Below are 22,291 nucleotides of genomic sequence, written 5' to 3'. Positions count from 1 at the left end.
GATATTCATCCAGCCTTTTTTATGTTATAAGCTTAGCAGCATGGCATGGCCGCGGGTCGTGAACAAGAATTGAAGCTGGAGGGTAAATGATAGGTCGTCTCAGAGGGAATATCCTGGAAAAACAGCCGCCGCTGGTGTTGCTGGAAGCGAACGGCGTCGGTTATGAAGTGCATATGCCGATGACCTGCTTCTACGAACTGCCGGAACTGGGGCAGGAAGCGATCGTATTTACCCATTTTGTGGTGCGAGAAGACGCGCAACTGCTGTATGGTTTTAACGATAAGCAGGAGCGCGCGCTGTTCCGCGAGCTGATCAAGGTTAACGGCGTGGGGCCGAAGCTGGCGCTGGCGATCCTGTCCGGCATGTCGGCGCAGCAGTTTGTCACCACGGTAGAGCGTGAAGAAATTACCGCGCTGGTGAAATTGCCGGGCGTGGGCAAAAAGACCGCCGAGCGTCTGGTGGTGGAAATGAAAGACCGCTTTAAAGGACTGAACGGCGACCTGTTCGCCAACAGCAGCGAAATCAACCTGCCGGCCCGCGCCGGCAAGGCGTCCGAAGCGGATATCGAAGCCGAGGCCGCGGCGGCGCTGGTGGCGCTGGGGTACAAACCGCAGGAGGCCAGCCGCATGGTCAGCAAGGTCGCCAAGCCGGGCGCCGATTGCGAAACCCTGATCCGCGACGCGCTGCGCGCGGCCCTGTAACCGTCGGGAAGGATAAAACATGATTGAAGCTGACCGCCTGATCTCAGCCGAGCCGATCACGGAAGAAGAGGTGATCGACCGCGCCATCCGCCCCAAAATGCTGGCGGAGTACGTGGGGCAACCGCACGTGCGCGAGCAGATGGAAATCTTTATTCAGGCGGCCAGGTTGCGGGGCGACGCGCTCGATCACCTGTTGATTTTCGGGCCGCCGGGGCTGGGCAAAACCACGCTGGCCAATATTGTCGCCAACGAGATGGGCGTCAACCTGCGCACCACCTCCGGCCCGGTGCTGGAGAAGGCCGGTGACCTGGCGGCGATGCTCACCAACCTTGAACCGCACGACGTGCTGTTTATCGATGAAATTCACCGGCTGTCGCCGGCGGTGGAAGAGGTACTGTATCCGGCAATGGAAGACTATCAGCTGGATATCATGATCGGCGAAGGGCCGGCGGCGCGCTCGATTAAAATCGATCTGCCGCCGTTCACTCTGGTGGGCGCCACTACCCGCGCCGGCTCGCTGACTTCGCCGCTGCGCGATCGCTTCGGCATTGTTCAACGGCTGGAGTTTTACCAGGTTGCCGATCTGGAGCATATCGTGTCGCGTAGCGCCAGCTGCCTGGGGTTGACGCTGTCGCCTGACGGCGCGCATGAGGTGGCGCGGCGCGCACGCGGCACCCCGCGTATCGCCAACCGCCTGTTGCGCCGGGTGCGCGACTTCGCCGAGGTGCGCGCCGACGGCCAGATGACCGGAGAGGTGGCGGCGCAGGCGCTGAATATGCTGAATGTGGATGCGGAAGGGTTCGACTATATGGACCGTAAGCTGCTGCTGGCGATTATCGATAAGTTCACCGGCGGGCCGGTGGGGCTGGATAACCTGGCGGCGGCGATTGGTGAAGAGCGTGAAACGATCGAAGACGTGATTGAGCCGTTCCTGATCCAGCAGGGCTTTATTCAGCGCACGCCGCGCGGACGCATGGCGACCAATCACGCCTATAAGCATTTTGGCATTGAGCGCGAAGAGTAAGCCAGCGGACGAACCGGCGGAAAACAAAAGGGTCGCGTTAAGCGACCCTTTTTACTGACTGTGACCCGTCCTAAATAACGTTGACACATTTTACTCACGTACAGAGGAAAATGTGATGAACCAGTATGTTAAACGCACACAACGCGATTACTCTCTATCCTTTAAGTTAGCCGTTGTCGAACAGGTCGAAAAAGGTGAAATGACTTGTCGTCAGGCCGCAGACCGTTATGGTATCCAAGGCAACGCAACCGTCATGAACTGGCTGCGCAAATACGGTCAACTTGACTGGCGGACTTCTCCTTCCCCCCAAAAGTGCGGAGGCAACATGCCCAAACTTCCCCTGACGCCCGAACAGCGAATTAAAGAACTTGAGCAGCAACTGGCTGAATCTGAAGTCAAAGCCCAGTTCTTCGAAGCCGTCGTCAAAGTGATGAATACCGACTTTGGTGCTACGCTGACAAAAAAGCAGTTAACCGCCTTATCGCGCAAACACAAGTACCGGGACTCACAGTAACGCGGGCCTGCCGATGGATGGGCATCAGCCGACAAGCGTGGTATCAGTCTCTGCAGCGAGAGGCAGGCAGAGAGGAGCAGGCCCGGCATCTCGTCGCACAGGTAACGGCTATCCGCTTGCATCAGCCCCGACTGGGGACGCGTAAGTTGCATCACCTGTTGCGGCAACGCCCGGAACCGGCGTTGCATGTGGGCCGCGACCGGCTGTTCAGTATCCTGCGCTGCGCGCGGTTACTGGTGATGCCTAAACGGGCATATCACAAGACGACGCACAGCCATCATCGTTTTTATCGCCATCCCAACCTGCTGAAAGCAGGAGACAATCAAGTAATAGCCAGCCGTCCGGAACAGGTGTGGGTGGCGGATATCACCTACCTGCCGCTGAGGACGGGAACGGCGTATGTCAGCCTGATAACGGATGCCTGGTCGAGAAAAATCGTGGGGTATCATGTACATGACAGTCTGCATACCCGACACGTCGCCTGCGCGTTCAAAATGGCGCTGGCCGGCAGACGCACGACGTTGCCGCTGGTGCACCACTCGGATAGGGGTATCCAGTACTGTTCGCAGGAATATCAGGCGTTACATCAAAGGTATGGTGTCACTTGCTCGATGACGGACGGGTATGACTGTTACCAGAATGCGCTGGCGGAACGGGTAAATGGGATACTTAAAACGGAATATCTGCTCGGCAGGCCAGAAGACATCGTACAGGCAAAAAAGATGGTCAGGGAGTCGGTGAACATCTACAACACACAGCGGCCGCACCTGTCGCTGAAATACAAAACGCCCGATGAGGTTCATCGGGCGTTATCCGGCTGAAAAGTGTCAACCTATATCAGGACTAGTCACTGCGCGGCGGTGATTACGCCTGCTGCTTTTTAGCCAGGCTGAAAACAAACAGCATGGCGGCGCACAGCACCACCGACGGGCCGGCCGGCGTATCGTAAAATGCCGAGAAAGTCAGGCCGCCGGTTACTGCCAGCATGCCGATCAGCACGGCGATGCCCGCCATCTGCTCCGGCGTGCGGGCAAAGCGGCGTGCGGTGGCGGCCGGAATAATCAACAGCGACGTGATAATCAGCGCGCCGACAAATTTCATCGCCAGACCGATGGTTAGCGCGGTCACCATCATCAGCACGATGCGCGTGCGCGCCAGATTCACGCCGTCAACGTGCGCCATCTCCGGGCTGATGGTCATCGACAGCAGATTACGCCACTGCCAGTAGAGCACCAGCAGAACGATCGCCACGCCGACGGCAATCATCATGATGTCATCCGTGGTGACCGACAGCAGATCGCCAAACAGGTAGGCCATCAGATCGACGCGCACATCGGACATCAGCGCCACCACCACCAGGCCAAGCGACAGCGCGCTATGCGCCATAATGCCCAGCAGGGTATCGAGGGAGAGCTGCGGACGCCGCTCCAGCCACACCAGCAGCAGTGCCAACAACAGGGTCACGGCGATAACCGCATAGAACGGATTAATATCCAGCAGCAGGCCGAAGGCGACGCCCAGCAGGGAGGCGTGCGCCAACGTATCGCCGAAATAGGACATACGGCGCCAGACGACAAATGAGCCCAGCGGCCCGGCGGCGGCGGCCAGCAGAATACCGGCCAGCCAGCCCGGTAATAACAGTTCGATCATGCGTCACGACTCCCGGTTTTCTTCAATACGATACGTCCCTTTAAATCGTGACGGTGGTTATGGTGGTGGCGGTAAATGGCCAACTGCTCTGCGCCGCGGTTGCCGAACATGGCGATAAATTCAGGGTGCGTTGACACCACTTCCGGCGTGCCGGAACAGCAGATATGCTGGTTCAGGCACAGCACCTCGTCGGTTTTTGCCATCACCAGATGCAGATCGTGGGAAACCATCAGCACGGCGCAGTCCAGCTCATGACGCAGCCGATCGATCAGATCGTACAGCGCCAGTTGGCCGTTGACGTCGACGCCCTGCGTCGGTTCATCCAGCACCAGCAGCTGCGGGCGGTTTAACAGCGCCCGGGCCAGCAGCACGCGCTGGGTTTCGCCGCCGGACAGCTTTTGCATCGGCTGCTCCAGCAGGTGCGCCGCCTGTACCCGTTTGAGCGCCGGCAGAATATCCGCCTTTTTGACCCCGGGCTTGAGGCGCATAAACCGGCTGACCGTCAGGGGCAGGGTGGCGTCCAGGTGCAGCTTTTGCGGCACATAGCCGATGCGCAGGCCCGGCTGACGCTCAATGTCACCTTTGGTCGGCGCAATCAGCCCCAGCACCACCCGCACCAGCGTAGACTTACCCGCACCGTTCGGCCCCAGCAGCGTCAGGATGCGGCCGGGTTGCAGGCTGAGAGACACGTTCGACAGCACGTTGCGGTTGCCGAACGAGACGGAGATATTTTTTAACGTTGTCAGTGTAGACATTTCTGATTACATCTTGCAGAACTTACCGAATGTTATAATATCACGCTTCGCTGACAAACACGACGGGATAACACACGATGATACAGAAAAAAAAATGGCTGCAGCGCGCGCTGCTGGCAAGCACCCTGATGATGGCCGGCAGTGCGACGGCGGCGGTGGTGACATCGATCCGGCCGCTGGGGTTTATTGCCTCCGCCATCGCCGATGGCGTAACGGAAACCGAAGTTTTACTGCCGAACGGCGCGTCGCCGCATGATTTCGCGCTGCGTCCTTCCGACCTGCGGCGCCTGCGCTCGGCCGACCTGGTGGTGTGGGTCGGCCCGGATTTAGAGGCGTTTCTCAGCAAACCGCTGCAGCCGATTGACGCGCAAAAGCAGCTGTCCGTCGCCGCGCTGCCGGCGGTGAAGCCGCTGCTGCAAAAAGATGCCGAAGGGGGGCACGACCATGAAGGCCACGGCGACGAGCACGAACACGATCATGGGCACCATCATGGCGAATACAATATGCACCTCTGGCTGTCACCGGAAATGGCAAAAGTGACTGCGATCGCGATTCATGACAGATTGTTGGAACTTATGCCGCAAAATAAAGACAAACTAGACGCGAACCTGCGTCAATTCGAGAATCTGCTGACGCAAACTGACAAAAATGTTGGTAAGATGCTTACGCCTGTGCAAGGTAAGGGATATTTTGTTTTTCATGATGCTTACGGCTATTTCGAAAAACACTACGGCTTGAGCCCACTGGGCCATTTTACCGTTAACCCTGAAATCCAGCCTGGAGCACAGCGCTTACACCAAATTCGAACACAGTTGGTTGAGCAGAAAGCAGTATGCGTTTTTGCTGAGCCACAATTCAGGCCGGCCGTAATCAATGCCGTTGCCAAGGGTACCAAGGTGCGTTCCGGAACGCTGGACCCGTTAGGTAGCGGCATCGCATTGGGGAAGGACAGCTACGGGAACTTCCTGACTGCGCTGTCGAACCAATACGTGAGCTGCCTGAAGTAAAGCTTATGAGGATATCCAAGAGTGCAGCAGATAGTCCGAACTATCGCTCTGGCGTATAACAACCTGCCACGGCCCCACCGCGTTATGCTGGGGTCGCTGACAGTCGTCACATTGGCCGTTGCCGTCTGGCGGCCTTTTGTTTATCACCCAGACCATAATCCCATCGTTAAAAACGTCGAGTTAGAATCCAGCCAGTTACATTCGCTGCTGCCTGAGGCCAGCGAACCCATCGATATTGATCAACCCACCCCGGACGATGACATCCCGCAAGATGAGCTGGACAAAAAGATCGCCGGCGAGGAAGGGGTGCATGAATACGTGGTCTCTACCGGCGATACCCTGAGCAGCATTCTGACGCAGTACGGCATCGACATGTCGGACGTCACGCTGCTGGCCTCGCAAAACCGCGACCTGCGTAATTTGAAGATTGGTCAGCAGCTCTCCTGGACGGTGAACGACACCGGCGATCTGCAAACGCTGACCTGGGAAGTTTCCCGCCGCGAAACCCGCACCTATGAGCGCGTTGGCAATAATTTCAAATCCAGCGAGGAAACGCAGGAAGGCGAGTGGAGCAACAAGGTCATCAGCGGCCGGTTGAACGGCAGCTTTGTCGCCAGCGCTTCCGCCGCCGGGCTGAGCCGCTCTGAAATCAGCGCGGTGACCAAGGCGCTGCAGTGGCAGTTGGACTTCCGCAAGCTGCGCAAAGGCGACCAGTTTGCGGTGCTGATGTCGCGCGAGCACTTTGAGGGCAAGCGTGAGCAGAGCCAGCTGCTGGGCGTACGTATGCGCACCGGCGGTAAAAACTACTATGCGATTCGCGCCGAAGACGGCAAGTTCTACGATCGTCAGGGCTCCGGCCTGGCGCGCGGCTTTATGCGTTTCCCGACCATCAAGCAGTTCCGTATCTCCTCCAACTTTAACCCGCGCCGCGTTAACCCGGTCACCGGACGCATTGCGCCGCATAAAGGCGTCGATTTTGCCATGCCGGTCGGTACGCCGGTGCTGGCGGTGGGCGATGGCGAAGTGGTTATCGCCAAGCGCAGCGGCGCAGCGGGCAACTATGTGGCGATCCGCCACGGCCGCCAATACACCACGCGCTATATGCACCTGAAGAAACTGCTGGTGAAGCCGGGTCAGAAAGTGAAACGCGGCGATCGCATCGCGCTTTCCGGCAACACCGGGCGTTCCACTGGGCCGCACCTGCACTATGAATTCTGGGTTGGCCAGCAGGCGGTTAACCCGCTGACGGCAAAACTGCCGCGTTCCGAAGGCCTGAGCGGTAAAGATCGCCGCGAATATCTGGCGCAGGTAAAAGAAGTGGTGCCGCAGTTGCAGTTGGACTAAGCCTGTCGTCACGCGTTATTTATTGGCCCGATCCGCGATCGGGCCTTTTCCGTATCTGGCGTTTCGCCGTGGCGAATTGCAAATTCATCATCTGCAATTATTATACCCAATAGCCTTTGAACGGCGCGCACGTGGGGAAACCGCAGCGCAGCGCGCATGTCTGGGATAATAGCCGAGCCGCTAAGTTAAGAGTTGGTGCATGCAAAACGAAAAAAAATCGAACGTAGAATTTATCCCGCAGTTTCAAAAAGCCTTCCTTCATCCGCGCTACTGGGGCGTCTGGCTGGGAACGGGGCTGATGGCCGGCGTATCGCTGGTACCTGCGCGAGTGCGCGATCCGCTGCTGGGCGGATTGGGGCGGGTCGCCGGCAAGCTGGCGAAGGGCGCCCGTCGTCGCGCCCGCATTAATCTGCTGTACTGCCTGCCGGAGGTGCCGGAAAGCGATCGCGAGCACATCATTGATGAAATGTTCGCTACCGCGCCGCAGTCGATGGTGCTGATGGCGGAGCTGGCCTGCACCAACCCGCAGCGGGTGCTCAAGCGCGTGCGCTGGCATGGCGAAGAAGTGCTGGATAAAATCCGCGAAGAAGGGCGCAACGTGATTTTCCTGGTGCCGCACGGCTGGGCGGTGGACGTGCCGGCGATGCTGATGGCGGCGCGCGGTCAGCCGATGGCGGCGATGTTCCATAACCAGCGCAACCAGCTGGTGGACTACCTGTGGAATGCGGTAAGGCGCAAATTTGGTGGCCGCATGCATGCGCGCAACGACGGCATCAAACCGTTTATCAGCTCGGTGCGGCAAGGGTACTGGGGCTATTACCTGCCGGACCAGGACCATGGCGCGGAGCACAGCGAGTTTGTGGATTTCTTCGCCACCTATAAGGCGACGCTGCCGGCGGTCGGGCGCCTGATGAAAGTGTGTCGCGCGGCGATCGTACCGCTGTTCCCGGTGTATGACGGTAAAACCAGCATGTTGGATATCTATATTCGCGAACCGATGGATGACCTGGCGCAGGCTGATGACCATCGCATCGCGCGGCGGATGAACGAAGAGGTGGAGAATCTGGTGGGGCCGAATCCCGAGCAGTACACCTGGATCCTCAAGCTGTTGAAGACGCGCAAGGAAGGGGAGATCGAACCCTATTCGCGCGATGATTTATACCGCTGATGTCGACGTAACCCTGATGTAAAAAGGCGCCATCATGGCGCCTTTTCATCATCGGTGGGGCGTAACCATCACTCGGATGGTGTTTGCTCGAAGATCACTCGATACGCAAGATACGGCTGGTATTGGTAGTGCCGACGGTGCCCATCACGTCGCCCTGCGTGACCAGCACCAGATCGCCGGACAGCAGGTAGCCTTTGTCGCGCAGACGGTTGATGGCGTCATTGGCGGCGGCAACGCCGTCGGTGTGGCTGTCGAAATAGACCGGCGTGACGCCGCGATACAGGGCCGCCAGGTTTAACGTATGCTCATGGCGCGACATGGCGAAAATCGGCAGGCCGGAGCTGATACGGGACATCATCAGCGCGGTGCGGCCGGATTCGGTCATGGCGATAATTGCGGTTACCCCTTTCAGGTGATTGGCCGCATACATCGAAGACATGGCGATCGCCTCTTCGATATTGTCGAACTGCACGTCCAACCGATGTTTGGAAACGTTGATGCTGGGGATTTTTTCTGCCCCGAGACAAACGCGCGCCATGGCGGCGACGGTTTCCGCCGGGTATTGGCCGGCCGCGGTTTCCGCCGACAGCATCACCGCATCGGTGCCATCCAGGACGGCGTTGGCCACGTCCATCACTTCCGCACGGGTTGGCATCGGGTTGGTAATCATCGATTCCATCATCTGGGTGGCGGTGATCACCGCGCGGTTCAGCGTACGGGCGCGACGGATCAGCGTTTTCTGAATGCCGACCAGCTCCGGATCGCCGATTTCGACCCCGAGGTCGCCGCGTGCCACCATCACCACGTCAGACGCCAGGATAATATCGTCCATCGCTTCTTCATCACAGACGGCTTCCGCCCGTTCAACCTTGGCGACGATTTTGGCATTACAGCCGGCATCGCGCGCCAGGCGGCGCGCATAGTGCAAGTCTTCGCCGGTGCGCGGGAAGGAGACGGCCAGATAGTCCACGCCAATCTTGGCGGCGGTGACGATGTCGGCCTTGTCTTTTTCGGTCAGCGCAGCGGCTGACAGGCCGCCGCCCAGTTTGTTGATACCCTTGTTGTTGGACAACGGGCCGCCGACGGTCACTTCGGTAAACACCTTCATGCCCTGAACTTCCAGCACTTTCAGCTGCACGCGCCCGTCGTCGAGCAGCAGCACATCGCCCGGTACCACGTCGGCAGGCAGGCCTTTATAGTCGATACCGACTTTTTCTTTATCGCCTTCGCCTTTCGCCATTTCGGCATCAAGCAGGAATTTATCACCGACATTCAGGAAGACCTTGCCTTCCTTGAAGGTGGATACACGAATTTTTGGACCCTGAAGATCGCCGAGAATAGCCACGTGTCGACCCAGCTTGGCGGCGATTTCGCGGACTTTATCCGCGCGCGCCAGGTGGTCCTCTGCACTGCCATGGGAAAAATTAAGCCGAACTACGTTGGCGCCGGCAGCAATGATCTTTTCCAGATTATTGTCGCGGTCGGTAGCCGGACCCAGTGTAGTAACGATTTTGGTTCTTCTGAGCCGTCTGGACATGTATTACTCCGTTGACTGGTGAAGCAAATAAAAAAGTGTTGCGATAAGCATCGGATAACGCGAACCGGCGCGAAACGTCATCATAGCCACGCTTCATGACGCCGGCGTCACACCCGGGTTATCCGCAGGAACGTGTTACACGGTACAACCTATAGTGCCGCCGATCAAATCGCCTCGCAGAGGCTGTCCGGCGGCGAATGAGGGCCGTTTCGATTATGACTCGAAACTGTTGGGAATCTCTACGTCTTTATCAAAGCGCGATTCTTTCAACGCTTCCTTGACGCGCTTCAAGTTATCTCTGAATTTATCCCCGCGGCGCAGGGTAAAACCGGTCGCCAGCACGTCAATCAGCGTTAACTGGGCGATGCGCGACACCATTGGCATATAGACGTCGGTATCCTCCGGCACGTCGAGCAGCAGCGCTAGAGTGGCTTCACGCGCCAATGGCGAATCGTGGGAGGTCACGGCGATCACCGCGGCATCGTTGTCGCGTGCAAGACGCGCCATTTCCACCAGGTTCTTGGTGCGGCCGGTGTGTGAAATCAGCACCACCACGTCGCCTTCACCGGAGTTCATGCAGCTCATGCGCTGCATCACGATGTCGTCAAAGTAGGCGACCGGGATATTGAAGCGGAAGAATTTGTTCATGGCGTCGTGCGCGACCGCCGCGGAGGCGCCGAGGCCGAAGAAGGAGATTTTTTTCGCCTGGGTCAACAGGTCAACCGCACGATTTATGGCGGCGATATCCAGATTTGCCTTTACTGTATCCAGACTGGCCATCACCGATTCAAAAATTTTACTGGTGTAGGCCTCAACGCTGTCGTCTTCCTCGACGTTGCGGTTGACGTAGGGCGTGCCATTCGCCAGGCTCTGCGCCAAATGCAGTTTAAAATCGGGAAAACCCTTGGTTTCAAGGCGGCGGCAAAAGCGGTTTACCGTCGGCTCGCTGACGTCGGCCATACGCGCCAGCGTGGCGATGCTGGAGTGGATCGCCGTTTGCGGCGATGCGAGGATCACCTCGGCGACTTTTCTTTCGGATTTGCTCAGTTGCTCTAAATGGCTCTGAATTTTTTCCAGCGTGTTCATATAACGGGTGTCACTCATGGGTTTTTACCCTGCAAATTTCCGGTTGCCGATACGCCAAAAACGCGTCTGATGCGCGGTGAGCGGCGTGCATTGCCGGCCGGCGTCAGGTTGCAACAAGAAATCAATTGGGTATATCGATTTCAATCAAAGGAGAAATCAATGCCAGTTTAATGAAAATATACTACGTGCTGGTAACCGTTGGCAGTCTCGACAGAGCGTTTGCTGGGATTTTTCACCAGAATATGAGCTGTGTCTAACTTTCATAATGGTAAAAGAGCGACAAAAAAGACAGAAAATTACAGTTGGTGTCAACGCGGGCGGTATCGACAGGCGTTTGGCATATAGCCATATGGTTTCTGGCGTTTTTCTGCTTTTAATCCGGGTTTACTGGCCGTAGGTAAAGAGAGTACATTAGTAATGTAAGAAAATTACAAATATCCTGCAACGAGGAGATGAACATGGCGGTAACCTCTACAGCCCAGGCGTGCGACCTGGTAATTTTCGGCGCGAAGGGGGATTTGGCGCGCCGTAAGCTGCTGCCTTCCCTGTACCAATTAGAAAAAGCCGGACATATCCACCCGGACACCCGCATTATCGGGGTGGGCCGTGCAGAGTGGGATAAAGACGCTTATACCAAGGTCGTCAAAGAAGCGCTTGAAACCTTTATGAAGGAAAAGCTGGATGACGAACTGTGGGCTACGCTCAGCGCGCGATTAGATTTCTGTAATCTTGATGTCAACGACAGCAAGAATTTTACCAAACTGGGCAAAATGCTGGATCAGGAAAGCCGCACCACCATCAACTACTTCGCGATGCCGCCAAGCACCTTCGGCGCGATCTGTAAGGGGTTGGGGCAGGCCAAGCTGAACAAGGAGCCGGCGCGCGTGGTGATGGAGAAGCCATTGGGCACCGACCTGGCCTCCTCACGGCTGATCAACGATCAGGTTGCCGAGTTCTTCAATGAGAGTCAGGTGTACCGCATTGACCACTATCTGGGCAAAGAGACGGTATTGAACCTGCTGGCGCTGCGTTTTGCCAACTCGCTGTTCGCTTCCAACTGGGATAACCGCACCATCGACTCGGTGCAGATTACCGTTGCGGAAGAGGTGGGCATCGAAGGGCGCTGGGGTTATTTCGACCAGGCCGGCCAGATGCGCGATATGATTCAGAACCACCTGCTGCAGGTGCTGACCATGATCGCCATGTCGCCGCCGGCGGATCTGACCACCGACCGCATTCGCGACGAGAAGGTCAAAGTGCTGCGTTCGCTGCGCCGCATCGACCAGCGCAACGTGCGTGAAACCACGGTGCGCGGCCAGTATACCTCCGGTTTTGTGCAGGGGCGCAAAGTGCCCGGCTATCTGGAGGAAGAGGGCGCCAACAAGAGCAGCAACACGGAGACCTTTGTCTCTATCCGCGTGGATATCGACAACTGGCAGTGGGCCGGCGTGCCGTTCTATCTGCGCACCGGCAAACGTCTGCCGGCCAAATGCTCCGAAGTGGTGGTGTACTTCAAGAACCCGCCGCTTAACCTGTTCAGCGACTCATACCAGCAGCTACCGCAGAACAAGCTGACCATTCGCCTGCAGCCGGATGAAGGGATTGAGATCCAGGTGCTGAATAAAGTGCCGGGCCTTGACCATAAGCACCATCTGCAAACCACCAAACTGGATCTGAGCTTCTCAGAAACCTTTAACCAGGAGCACGTTGCCGACGCCTACGAGCGTCTGCTGCTGGAGAGCATGCGCGGCATTCAGGCGCTGTTTGTCCGCCGCGATGAGGTGGAAGAAGCCTGGAAGTGGGTCGATTCCATTATGGACGCGTGGAAAGCCGACAACGAAGCGCCTAAGCCTTATCAGGCCGGCACCTGGGGGCCGGTGGCGTCGGTGGCGATGATCACCCGCGACGGCCGTTCCTGGAACGAGTTCGAATAAGTCGTGATGCCGGCAGCGAGTCTGCCGGCTTTTTTTTGCCTGTCGATCGGGCTGAGGGTACGGCCGGACTTTTCAGACCCTGGTCTGAAAGCCCTGTGGCAGGGGCGTGCCATACACTAACCTCAATGTGGAGAAGAAAACGATGAATCACTGGAAAACCAGCGCGCAGCAGATCCTGACCGCGGGCCCGGTTGTACCGGTTATTGTGATTAACAAGCTGGAGCATGCGGTGCCGCTGGCGAAGGCGTTGGTCGCCGGCGGCGTGCGGGTGCTGGAAGTGACATTGCGCACCGAGTGCGGGCTGGATGCCATCCGCGCCATTGCCAAAGAGGTGCCTGAGGCGATTATCGGCGCCGGTACGGTGATCAACCCGCAGCAGCTGCAGGCGGTGACCGAAGCAGGCGCGCAGTTTGCCATCAGCCCGGGGCTGACGGCCGATCTGCTGCAGGCGGCGACCGCCGGCACGATTCCGTTGATTCCGGGCATCAGCACCGTCTCGGAACTGATGCTGGGGATGGATTATGGTCTGCGCGAGTTCAAATTTTTCCCGGCGGAAGCCAACGGCGGCGTGAAGGCGCTGCAGGCGATCGCCGGCCCGTTCCCGCAGGTGCGCTTCTGTCCGACCGGCGGGATCTCGCCGGGTAATTATCGCGACTATCTGGCGCTGAAAAGCGTGCTGTGCATCGGCGGTTCCTGGCTGGTGCCCGGTGATGCGCTGGAACAGGGCGACTATGCGCGCATCACCGAACTGGCGCGCGAGGCGGTAAACGGCGCGCGCGGCTAAGCCTTGCCGCACCTGGATTTGCCGCAACGTTGAACAATGCCGTTCCGCTAAAGGCTCAACCATTTGTTGAGCCTTTATTTATTTTCAATTCATATAACTTTCTTATTTATAACCTATTTTTCCGCTGTTTTTAATGAAAATGGCGGTTTGCTTTATTTTTAAGCCTATGGTACAACTCTCTGCGTTAAACTTTTCCATATTGAGGGTATTGAGCAAACCGTACGAATTTTGTGATAGGTGCGGCTGAAGATAGCGAGATAACTATGATGACAACAAATAAAAACCCCCTTAGAACCTCTACCTGTCAGCTTTTTCTGTCTGCCATCCTTGCCAGTGAGCATCACTGGTGCAGTGAGCTATAGCGTCTTTCTCCCTTAACCGGTCGCGGTAAGGCTGGATTTTCCTGGCTTTATCTTCGCATCACCGGGCACTCTTTTTTTATAACGTTTGGGTCAGTTTATCCCCAGGGATCTCTGCGTCCTAATGCGGCCAAATGCCGCGCGGACGAGATAAATCGGGATAAATATGCCTTTGCGTGCGTTATTCGCCGTTTGGGAGAAAAATCATGATTTATTGGCTTTTTTTAGGGTTGGCTATCGCCACCGAGATTATCGGCACCTTGTCGATGAAATACGCCAGCGTCAGCGGGGGCGTAATGGGCCACATGGTGATGTATGTGATGATCACCGCTTCGTATATTCTGCTGTCCGTCGCCATCAAGCGCGTCGCGCTGGGCGTGGCCTACGCCTTATGGGAAGGCATCGGTATTCTGTTTATTACCCTGTTCAGCGTGCTGTGGTTCGATGAGCCGGTTTCCATGCTGAAGCTGCTGGGGCTGGCAACGTTGATCGTGGGCATTATGCTGGTGAAGTCCGGCACTCGTAAGGCGCCGCAGGCCGATGATGCGCGAGGTGAACATCATGCAACAGCTTGAGTGGGTTCATATCGGTTTTCTGGTGCTGGCGACCGCGCTGGAGATTGTCGCCAACATTTTTCTGAAAATGTCGGACGGCTTCCGCAAAGTATGGCTGGGCCTGCTGTCGTTGCTGTCGGTACTGGCCGCCTTTAGCGCATTGGCGCAGGCGGTTAAGGGGATCGACCTGTCGGTCGCGTATGCGCTATGGGGCGGTTTTGGTATCGTCGCCACCGTGGCTGCCGGCTGGATCCTGTTCGGTCAGCGTCTCAATGGCAAAGGCTGGCTGGGAATTATGCTGCTGCTGACGGGGATGGTGCTGATCAAACTAGCATAAAGGCGCCGCAGCGGCGCCATGGCCATCGTGCCGCGGTCTGAAAGGCCCGCGGCATAAGCATTACTGGGCGGCGATGATTTTGATTTCAACCTTGTATTTCGGGTTCATCAGCTTCGCCTGCACGGTGCAGCGCACCGGCGCGCTGCCGGGCACTACCCAGGCGTCCCAGGCGGCGTTCATGGCGGCAAAATCCGCCGCGTCGGCGAGAAATACGGTGGCGTCCAGTACGCGGCTTTTGTCTGAGCCGACGCGCGCCAACAGGACGTCAATCGCCGCCAGGGCGTTGGCGGTCTGTGCCGTCGCATCCTCATCCAGGTTTTCCGGCACGCTGGTGTAATAGACGGTTTCGTTATGCACTACGGCTTCCGACCAGCGCTGTTCAGGATCAATGCGTTCGATATTCATTCAGTTATCTCCATATTGTTGGCCCGCTTAGGGTAGCACAGCATGACGTCCGTTGCTGCCTCTGCACGGCGCGGCGGAATGTGTATATAATCACAGCTGAATTTTTTGGCGGTGAGGCAGCGTGGCAGACGATTTCGCAACAGACGGCGCATTGGCGCAGGCAATTACAGGGTTTAAACCGCGTGAAGCGCAGCGGCTGATGGCCGAAGCGGTCGCCGAGGCCATCAACTTTAAGCAGGAGCTGGTGGTGGAAGCGGGCACCGGTACCGGGAAAACCTTTGCCTACCTGGCGCCGGCGCTGCGTGCGAATAAAAAAGTGATTATCTCCACCGGCTCCAAGGCGCTGCAGGATCAGCTGTACGCGCGCGATCTGCCGAGCATCGCCAACGCGCTGCAATTCAAGGGTAAGCTGGCGCTGTTGAAAGGGCGCTCCAACTATCTGTGCCTGGAGCGTCTGGAGCAGCAGTCGCTGGCCGGCGGCGAACTGGCGGGCCAGACGCTGATCGATCTGGTGCAGCTGCGCGGCTGGTCGTCGCAAACCGTGGACGGCGATATCAGCAGCTGCAGCGACGTGGCGGAAGACAGCTTTGTCTGGCCTCTGGTGACCAGCACCAATGACAACTGCCTGGGTAGCGATTGTCCGCAATATCAGGATTGCTTCGTGGTGAAAGCTCGTCGTAAGGCGATGGACGCCGACGTGGTGGTGGTTAACCATCACCTGTTTCTGGCGGATATGGTGGTGAAAGAAAGCGGTTTTGCCGAGCTGATCCCCGAAGCGGACGTGATGATTTTCGATGAGGCGCACCAGATCCCGGATATTGCCAGCCAGTATTTTGGCAAGCAGCTGACCAGTCGCCAGCTGATGGATCTGTCCAAGGATATCACCATTGCCTATCGTACCGAGGTGCGCGACGTAGCCCAACTGCAAAAAAGCGCCGACCGTTTAAGCATGAGTACCCAGGATTTCCGGCTGGCGCTGGGGGAGCCGGGGTTCCGCGGCAACCTGCGCGACGTGCTGAACCAGCCCAACGTGCAGCGCGCCTTGCTGCTGCTCGATGATGCGCTGGAGCTGTGCTACGACGTGATGAAACTGTCGCTCGGGCGTTCGGCCTTGCTGGACGCTGCGTTTGAACGCGCAAGCCAGTACCGCACCCGCCTGAAGCGCTTGAAGTCGGTGAACGAACCGGGCTTTAGCTACTGGTATGAGTGTAACGCGCGTAACTTCGTGCTGGCGTTAACGCCGCTGACGGTGGCGGAGCGTTTTCGTGAACTGCTGGATGATAAGCCGGGCAGCTGGATTTTCACCTCGGCAACGCTGTCGGTGAATGAACAGCTGGGGCACTTTACCGAGCGGCTGGGGCTGAACAAGGCGAAGACGCTGCTGCTGCCCAGCCCGTTTGACTATGCCAACCAGGCGCTGCTGTGCGTACCGCGTTTTTTGCCATCGCCGAATCAGCCGGGCGGGGCGCGCCAGCTGGCGCGGATGCTGCGCCCGATGATTGAGGCCAACCAGGGGCGCTGTTTCTTCCTGTGCACCTCGCACCAGATGATGCGCGAGCTGGCGGAAGAGTTTCGTGCGTCGATGACGCTGCCGGTGCTGGTGCAGGGCGAAACCAGCAAGGGGCAACTGCTGGCGCAGTTCGTCGAGGCGGGCAACGCGCTGCTGGTGGCGACCAGCAGCTTCTGGGAAGGGGTGGACGTACGCGGCGATGCGCTGTCGTGCGTGATCATCGATAAACTGCCGTTTACCTCGCCCGACGATCCGTTGCTCAAGGCGCGCATTGAAGACTGCCGCCTGCGCGGCGGCGATCCGTTTAACGAGGTACAGCTGCCGGACGCGGTGATCACCCTCAAGCAGGGCGTCGGCCGCCTGATTCGCGATACGGACGATCGCGGGGTGCTGGTGATTTGCGACAACCGACTGGTGATGCGCCCCTACGGTGAAGTCTTTCTCAACAGCCTGCCGCCTACGCCGCGCACGCGCGATCTGGGTAAGGCGATCGCCTTTTTGCAGCAGGAATAACCGGCCCGCCGCGCCAGTGCGGCTGCGGCTATGCCGGTAATCCGGGCTGTGCTACAATACGCGCCCTGTAAAAATACTGATATTTCCCGCCTGAGGTTTGGCATGTCCACGCGAATTTTAGCGATCGATACCGCAACGGAAGCCTGTTCCGTTGCCCTCTGGAATCAAGGCGAAACCCACGCCCTGTTTGAACTGTGCCCGCGTGAACACACGCAGCGTATTCTGCCGCTGGTGCAGCAGGTGCTGGCCGAGTCCGGCGTAACGCTTGGTGAACTTGATGCGCTGGCCTTCGGGCGCGGCCCCGGCAGCTTTACCGGCGTGCGTATCGGCATCGGCATTGCGCAGGGGCTGGCGTTAGGCGCGGATTTGCCGATGCTGGGCATTTCCACCTTGCAGACCATGGCGCAGGGCGCGTGGCGAATGACCGGCGCGCAGCGCGTGCTGGCGGCGATCGACGCTCGCATGGGCGAGGTGTACTGGGGCCAGTTTGAGCGTCAGCCTGATGGTCAGTGGCTGGAAAGTGAAGGCGAGGCGGTACTGTCGCCGGAGCAGGCGCTGGCGCGCGCGCAACGCCTGCAGGGCGACTGGGCGCAAGCGGGTACCGGCTGGCAAACCTACCCGGAGCTGGTGGCCGGCGCGCCGATTACGCTGCATGACGGCCAGATGCTGTTGCCGCAGGCGGAAGATATGCTGCCGCTGGCGCTGCACGCCTGGCGGCAGGGAAAGGCCTGCCGCGTCGAGCAGGCGGAACCGACCTACCTGCGTAATGAAGTTACCTGGAAAAAACTGCCGGGGCGTGAATAGTCCGGTGTACGTTATGTGCGCTTTATTCGGCACAGGGAAGTAAGATTCTGCAACTTGCGGCGTAAATAACGGTCGAAGTGACAGAAATTTCAGGAGATTGCGATCATGTTAATCCGTACTGTCATTCAACGATGCACGCTGCCGGCGCTGGCCGGCGGCGTTTTGATGCTTTCCGGCTGCGTCACCGTTCCCGATGCGATTAAAGGCTCTTCGCCGACGCCGGTCACGGAACTGGCGTCGGTGCAAAATGCGCCGAGCCTGTTTAACGGCGCGGAGGCCCGTTTTGGCGGCAAAGTGGTGAACGTGGCGAATGAGCAGGGCAAAACGCTGCTTGAAATCGCCGCGGTGCCGCTGGATGACGGCGCCCGGCCGATCCTCGGTGAGCCGTCGCGCGGGCGGGTGCTGGCGACGGTCAACGGCTTCCTTGAGCCGACGGATTTCAAAGGGCACCTGGTCACGGTAGTCGGGCCGATCACCGGCGTGAAACCCGGCAAAATTGGCGCGACGCCGTATAAATTCGTCACCATGAACGTCAGCGGTTTTAAACGCTGGCGGCTGACGCAGCAGGTGGTGATACCGCCGGCGCCGATGGGGCCATGGGGCTGGCGCAGCGGCCCGTGGGGACCGGACTGGGGGCCAGGCTATGGTTGGTACAGCCCCGGGCCGGCGCAGGTGCAAACGATCGTTACCGAGTAAGTTACGCGAAAATTCAATAGATTCTGAAGGCGGCTTATTAGCCGCCTTTTCTTTTGGCGCAGGGAATCGCCGGTAATTAGTGACACGCATCGCAACCTGAAAATTGTTTAAAACCCAAACTGGTCTGCTGAGTTAAAATATTGTTATAACCTGGCTGGGCGTTTAGGGGATGCGATGATAATGAGAAATGATTTCGGGAGTAATACCTTGGAAAAGGTCTGGTTAAAACGTTATCCGGCAGATGTGCCAGCAGAGATTGACGCCGATCGCTATCCGTCATTGGTGGAAGTATTTGAAAATGCCGTGCGGCATTATGCGGATCAGCCCGCGTTTATCAATATGGGCGAGGTGATGACCTACCGCAAGCTGGAAGAGCGCAGCCGGGCATTCGCCGCCTATTTGCAAAATGAGCTGGGGTTGCAGAAGGGCGATCGCGTCGCGTTGATGATGCCAAACCTGCTGCAGTACCCCATTGCGCTGTTTGGCATTCTGCGCGCCGGCATGGTGGTGGTTAACGTGAACCCGCTCTATACGCCGCGTGAACTGGAGCATCAGCTCAACGACAGCGGCGCCAGCGCCATTGTTATCGTCTCCAACTTTGCCCATACGCTGGAAAAAGTGGTCTTCAAGACCCAGGTCAAGCACGTGATCCTGACGCGGATGGGCGATCAGCTCTCGGCGGCCAAAGGCACGCTGGTCAACTTTGTGGTGAAATATATCAAACGTCTGGTGCCCAAGTACGATTTGCCGGACGCCATCTCTTTCCGCACGGCGCTGCAGCGCGGCCGCCGCCTGCAATATGTCAAACCGGACATCATTAACAGCGATCTGGCCTTTTTACAGTACACCGGCGGCACCACCGGGGTGGCGAAGGGCGCGATGCTGACCCATCGCAATATGCAGGCCAATCTGGAGCAGGCCAAGGCGGCCTATGCGCCGCTGTTCCGCGCCGGACAAGAACTGGTGGTGACCGCGTTGCCGCTGTACCACATCTTTGCGCTGACGGTGAACTGTCTGCTGTTTATCGACCTGGGCGGTCGCAATCTGCTGATTACCAACCCGCGCGATATTCCCGGCCTGGTGAAAGAGTTGGCTAAATACCCGTTTACCGCCCTGAGCGGCGTCAATACCTTGTTCAATGCGTTGCTCAATAACGAAGAGTTCCTCAAGCTGGACTTCTCGACGCTGCGCTTCTCGGTCGGCGGCGGCATGGCGGTGCAAAAGGCGGTGGCGGACAAATGGGAGCAGACCACCGGCAAGCATCTGCTGGAAGGCTATGGCCTGACAGAGTGCGCCCCGCTGGTGGCCGGCAACCCGTACGATCTACAGCATTACAGCGGCAGCATCGGTTTACCGGTGCCGTCGACCGACGTACGTCTGGTGAATGACCAAGGCCAGGATGTTGCCCCGGGCGAGCCGGGCGAACTGTGGGTCAAAGGGCCGCAAGTTATGTTAGGCTATTGGCAACGTCCTGATGCCACGGATGAAGTGCTGAAAGACGGCTGGCTGGCGACCGGCGATATCGTTACGGTGGATGAGCAGGGCTTTATCCGCATCGTCGATCGTAAAAAAGATATGATTTTGGTGTCGGGTTTTAACGTTTATCCGAATGAAATTGAGGATGTCGTCAGCCAACATGCTAAAGTGCTGGAGTGCGCGGCGATTGGCGTGCCGAGCGACGCCTCCGGTGAAACCGTGAAAATTTGCGTGGTGAAGAAGGATCCTTCGCTGACCAAGGAAGAGTTGCTGACCCATTGCCGTCGGCACCTAACCGGGTATAAAGTGCCTAAAATTGTTGAGTTCCGCGACGAGTTGCCGAAGTCGAACGTCGGCAAAATTCTGCGACGAGAACTACGTGACGAGCAGACGAAGCCCAAGGCGGCTGACGCCGCCTGACGTTGTCTGGTCACACTTACTTATCAACAGCGCCGGTGAATGCCGGCGTTGTTGTGTTTGGCTCATGAAATAAGAGAATGAAGTTTTGAATTATACGTTGATCACTACCGATGCCGGATTGCAGCAGGTCTGCGAACAGGCCAGAACACATGCTCAGATCGCGCTTGATACCGAATTTGTCAGAACGCGCACCTATTACCCGCAGCTTGGCCTTATCCAGTTATACGATGGTGAACAACTCTCCCTGATTGACCCCTTGCCGATTACCCGGTGGCAGCCGTTTATTGACCTGTTGAGCGATAAGGCGGTAGTGAAATACCTGCATGCCGGCAGTGAAGATCTTGAAGTGTTCCTGAATGCGTTCCAAACCTTGCCGACGCCGCTGGTGGATACCCAGATCCTGGCGGCGTTTACCGGCCGGCCGCTGTCGTGCGGGTTTGCCACGCTGGTTGCCGCGTATATGCAGGTGGAGTTGGACAAAAGCGAGTCGCGCACCGACTGGTTGGCCAGGCCGCTGACCGAGCGCCAGTGCCAGTATGCCGCGGCCGATGTGTTTTATCTGCTGCCGATGGCCGGGCAATTGGTGCAGGAAGTGGAGCAGGCCGGCTGGACCGAAGCGGCGAGCAACGAATGCCTGCTGCTGTGCCAGCGTCGCAGCGAAACGCTGGCGCCGGAGCTGGCCTACCGCGAAATCAATAACGCCTGGCAGCTGCGTCCGCGTCAGCTGGGCTGTTTGCAAAAGCTGGCCGCATGGCGGCTGCAGCAGGCGCGCCAGCGCGATCTGGCGGTTAATTTCGTCGTGCGGGAAGAGAACCTGTGGGCGGTGGCGCGTCATATGCCGACCTCCATGGGAGAGCTGGATGCATTGGGCCTGAGCGGCCCGGAGATCCGTTTTCACGGGAAAACGCTGCTGGCACTGGTTGCCGAGGCCAACGCGCTGGATGAGGCTGCGCTGCCGCCTCCGGTCGCCAACCTGGTCGAGCATCCGGGTTACAAGAAGGTGTTTAAGGAAATCAAAGCGGCGATTGCCGTTGTCAGTGAGCAAAGCGGCTTAAGCAGCGAGCTGCTGGCGTCGCGTCGCCAAATTAATCAGTTGTTGAACTGGCATTGGAAACTGAAAAACAGCGACTGCCAGCCGGAATTAATCAACGGCTGGCGTGCGGGATTATTAGCCGAACCATTATTGGCAATCCTACAGAGTTATTAATCTAACGGAAACGGATGCGGGGCAGGGGAAAAGGAAACTGCTCCGTTATTGCGGGATGGATTTTATTTCAGATAATACTGGCGCCAGTATTAAGTTTAAAGAACATCACTACCAGATTAATTGGGATTAATCTCAAACGGTAAAAATAGCGCTTTTGCTGTTTTCCCGTGCAATGTCTGGACGCATATACAGTGTCCCCCTGCAAAAAATACAGGGGGAGATTTATTGTGTCGCGATCATTTAGCGGCTTCTTCTGACTCCGGCAACGTGACGTTGAGCTCCAGAACCGAAATATCGTCTCCTTTCTGCTCAAACTGAAGGTGCAGCATCTCCGGGTCAATCTGAATGTACTTACAGATGACGGCCAAGAGGTCACGCTTCATATCGGGCAGATACGGGGGTTCACTGTCCCCCTTGCGACGCTCTGCAACGATAATCTGCAGCCGCTCCTTGGCTACAGAGGCTGTACTTTTTTTGCGGGACAGAAAGAAGTCTAACAAAGCCAT

Annotated in this window: 20 protein-coding genes and 1 pseudogene; 15 read left to right on the top strand and 6 right to left on the bottom strand. The window is 57.7% G+C overall.

The window, feature by feature from the left end:
* Nucleotides 1–86 precede the first annotated feature (86 nt).
* From ruvA to D781_RS12090, 3 genes and pseudogenes are all read left to right on the top strand, one after another.
* A complete protein-coding gene (gene ruvA, locus D781_RS12105) occupies nt 87–701 on the top strand; it encodes a Holliday junction branch migration protein RuvA (protein ID WP_015672618.1) in 615 nt (204 codons plus the stop codon).
* A 19-nt stretch (nt 702–720) separates the two neighbouring features.
* Nucleotides 721–1,725: a Holliday junction branch migration DNA helicase RuvB gene (gene ruvB / locus D781_RS12100; protein WP_015672617.1), complete on the top strand. Its 1,005-nt coding sequence runs from the start codon at nt 721–723 to the stop codon at nt 1,723–1,725.
* 115 nt (nt 1,726–1,840) lie between these two features.
* Nucleotides 1,841–3,086 (top strand): annotated as a pseudogene (locus tag D781_RS12090) (IS3 family transposase).
* A gap of 17 nt (nt 3,087–3,103) precedes the next feature.
* Here the strand turns inward: D781_RS12090 and znuB are convergent.
* Together znuB and znuC are read right to left on the bottom strand one after the other, a co-directional pair.
* Nucleotides 3,104–3,889, bottom strand: a complete 786-nt coding sequence (znuB, locus tag D781_RS12085) for a zinc ABC transporter permease subunit ZnuB (protein WP_015672616.1) — start codon at nt 3,887–3,889, stop codon at nt 3,104–3,106.
* Complete coding sequence (gene znuC, locus D781_RS12080) at nt 3,886–4,644, bottom strand: zinc ABC transporter ATP-binding protein ZnuC (protein ID WP_015672615.1); 759 nt, start codon at nt 4,642–4,644, stop codon at nt 3,886–3,888. Before znuC ends, znuB begins: the two co-directional genes overlap by 4 nt.
* A 77-nt stretch (nt 4,645–4,721) precedes the next feature.
* Here znuC and znuA point away from each other — a divergent pair, with 77 nt between their 5' ends.
* The 3 genes from znuA to lpxM all read left to right on the top strand — a co-directional run bounded on the left by znuA (nt 4,722) and on the right by lpxM (nt 8,163).
* A complete protein-coding gene (gene znuA, locus D781_RS12075; RefSeq protein ID WP_015672614.1) occupies nt 4,722–5,651 on the top strand; it encodes a zinc ABC transporter substrate-binding protein ZnuA in 930 nt (309 codons plus the stop codon).
* Nucleotides 5,652–5,672: 21 nt separating this feature from the next.
* Nucleotides 5,673–6,995: a murein DD-endopeptidase MepM gene (gene mepM, locus D781_RS12070; RefSeq protein ID WP_015672613.1), complete on the top strand. Its 1,323-nt coding sequence runs from the start codon at nt 5,673–5,675 to the stop codon at nt 6,993–6,995.
* 199 nt (nt 6,996–7,194) lie between these two features.
* Nucleotides 7,195–8,163, top strand: a complete 969-nt coding sequence (gene lpxM, locus D781_RS12065; protein WP_015672612.1) for a lauroyl-Kdo(2)-lipid IV(A) myristoyltransferase — start codon at nt 7,195–7,197, stop codon at nt 8,161–8,163.
* 94 nt (nt 8,164–8,257) lie between these two features.
* Here lpxM and pyk read toward each other — a convergent pair whose 3' ends face one another.
* Both pyk and D781_RS12055 read right to left on the bottom strand, forming a co-directional pair.
* A complete protein-coding gene (pyk, locus tag D781_RS12060; RefSeq protein WP_015672611.1) occupies nt 8,258–9,700 on the bottom strand; it encodes a pyruvate kinase in 1,443 nt (480 codons plus the stop codon).
* A 213-nt stretch (nt 9,701–9,913) separates the two neighbouring features.
* Nucleotides 9,914–10,786 (bottom strand): MurR/RpiR family transcriptional regulator, encoded by an 873-nt coding sequence (locus tag D781_RS12055; protein ID WP_041412127.1) that lies wholly within the window; start codon nt 10,784–10,786, stop codon nt 9,914–9,916.
* A 458-nt stretch (nt 10,787–11,244) separates the two neighbouring features.
* Between D781_RS12055 and zwf the strand changes: the two genes are divergently transcribed.
* The 4 genes from zwf (at nt 11,245) to mdtI (ending at nt 14,754) form a co-directional block, all read left to right on the top strand.
* Nucleotides 11,245–12,720: a glucose-6-phosphate dehydrogenase gene (gene zwf, locus D781_RS12050; protein ID WP_015672609.1), complete on the top strand. Its 1,476-nt coding sequence runs from the start codon at nt 11,245–11,247 to the stop codon at nt 12,718–12,720.
* 142 nt (nt 12,721–12,862) lie between these two features.
* Nucleotides 12,863–13,504 carry a bifunctional 4-hydroxy-2-oxoglutarate aldolase/2-dehydro-3-deoxy-phosphogluconate aldolase gene (locus D781_RS12045; protein WP_015672608.1) on the top strand — a complete coding sequence of 214 codons (642 nt, stop codon included), beginning with the start codon at nt 12,863–12,865 and terminating at the stop codon, nt 13,502–13,504.
* 565 nt (nt 13,505–14,069) lie between these two features.
* The gene (gene mdtJ / locus D781_RS12040; protein WP_015672607.1) at nt 14,070–14,438 is read left to right on the top strand and encodes a multidrug/spermidine efflux SMR transporter subunit MdtJ; all 369 of its coding nucleotides are present in this window, start codon (nt 14,070–14,072) and stop codon (nt 14,436–14,438) included.
* Nucleotides 14,425–14,754, top strand: a complete 330-nt coding sequence (mdtI, locus tag D781_RS12035) for a multidrug/spermidine efflux SMR transporter subunit MdtI (RefSeq protein ID WP_041412126.1) — start codon at nt 14,425–14,427, stop codon at nt 14,752–14,754. Before mdtJ ends, mdtI begins: the two co-directional genes overlap by 14 nt.
* A gap of 60 nt (nt 14,755–14,814) precedes the next feature.
* Here mdtI and D781_RS12030 read toward each other — a convergent pair whose 3' ends face one another.
* The gene (locus D781_RS12030) at nt 14,815–15,159 is read right to left on the bottom strand and encodes a RidA family protein (protein ID WP_015672605.1); all 345 of its coding nucleotides are present in this window, start codon (nt 15,157–15,159) and stop codon (nt 14,815–14,817) included.
* A 121-nt stretch (nt 15,160–15,280) separates the two neighbouring features.
* On the opposite strand from D781_RS12030, the gene D781_RS12025 reads away from it, so the two are divergent.
* From D781_RS12025 to rnd, 5 genes are all read left to right on the top strand, one after another.
* Nucleotides 15,281–17,182 carry an ATP-dependent DNA helicase gene (locus tag D781_RS12025; RefSeq protein ID WP_015672604.1) on the top strand — a complete coding sequence of 634 codons (1,902 nt, stop codon included), beginning with the start codon at nt 15,281–15,283 and terminating at the stop codon, nt 17,180–17,182.
* Between the two features lie 102 nt (nt 17,183–17,284).
* Nucleotides 17,285–17,986 (top strand): tRNA (adenosine(37)-N6)-threonylcarbamoyltransferase complex dimerization subunit type 1 TsaB, encoded by a 702-nt coding sequence (gene tsaB / locus D781_RS12020; protein WP_015672603.1) that lies wholly within the window; start codon nt 17,285–17,287, stop codon nt 17,984–17,986.
* 105 nt (nt 17,987–18,091) lie between these two features.
* Nucleotides 18,092–18,682: a Slp family lipoprotein gene (locus tag D781_RS12015; RefSeq protein WP_015672602.1), complete on the top strand. Its 591-nt coding sequence runs from the start codon at nt 18,092–18,094 to the stop codon at nt 18,680–18,682.
* A 207-nt stretch (nt 18,683–18,889) separates the two neighbouring features.
* Nucleotides 18,890–20,578, top strand: a complete 1,689-nt coding sequence (fadD, locus tag D781_RS12010) for a long-chain-fatty-acid--CoA ligase FadD (RefSeq protein ID WP_015672601.1) — start codon at nt 18,890–18,892, stop codon at nt 20,576–20,578.
* Nucleotides 20,579–20,663: 85 nt separating this feature from the next.
* Nucleotides 20,664–21,785 carry a ribonuclease D gene (gene rnd / locus D781_RS12005; protein WP_015672600.1) on the top strand — a complete coding sequence of 374 codons (1,122 nt, stop codon included), beginning with the start codon at nt 20,664–20,666 and terminating at the stop codon, nt 21,783–21,785.
* Nucleotides 21,786–22,021: 236 nt separating this feature from the next.
* Here rnd and minE read toward each other — a convergent pair whose 3' ends face one another.
* Nucleotides 22,022–22,291, bottom strand: coding sequence for a cell division topological specificity factor MinE (gene minE / locus D781_RS12000; protein ID WP_015672599.1), 270 nt, complete (start codon nt 22,289–22,291; stop codon nt 22,022–22,024).

The organism is Serratia sp. FGI94 (assembly GCF_000330865.1).
Lineage (GTDB): Bacteria > Pseudomonadota > Gammaproteobacteria > Enterobacterales > Enterobacteriaceae > Serratia_B > Serratia_B rubidaea.
This window is presented reverse-complemented; position numbering and strand designations above follow the sequence as displayed.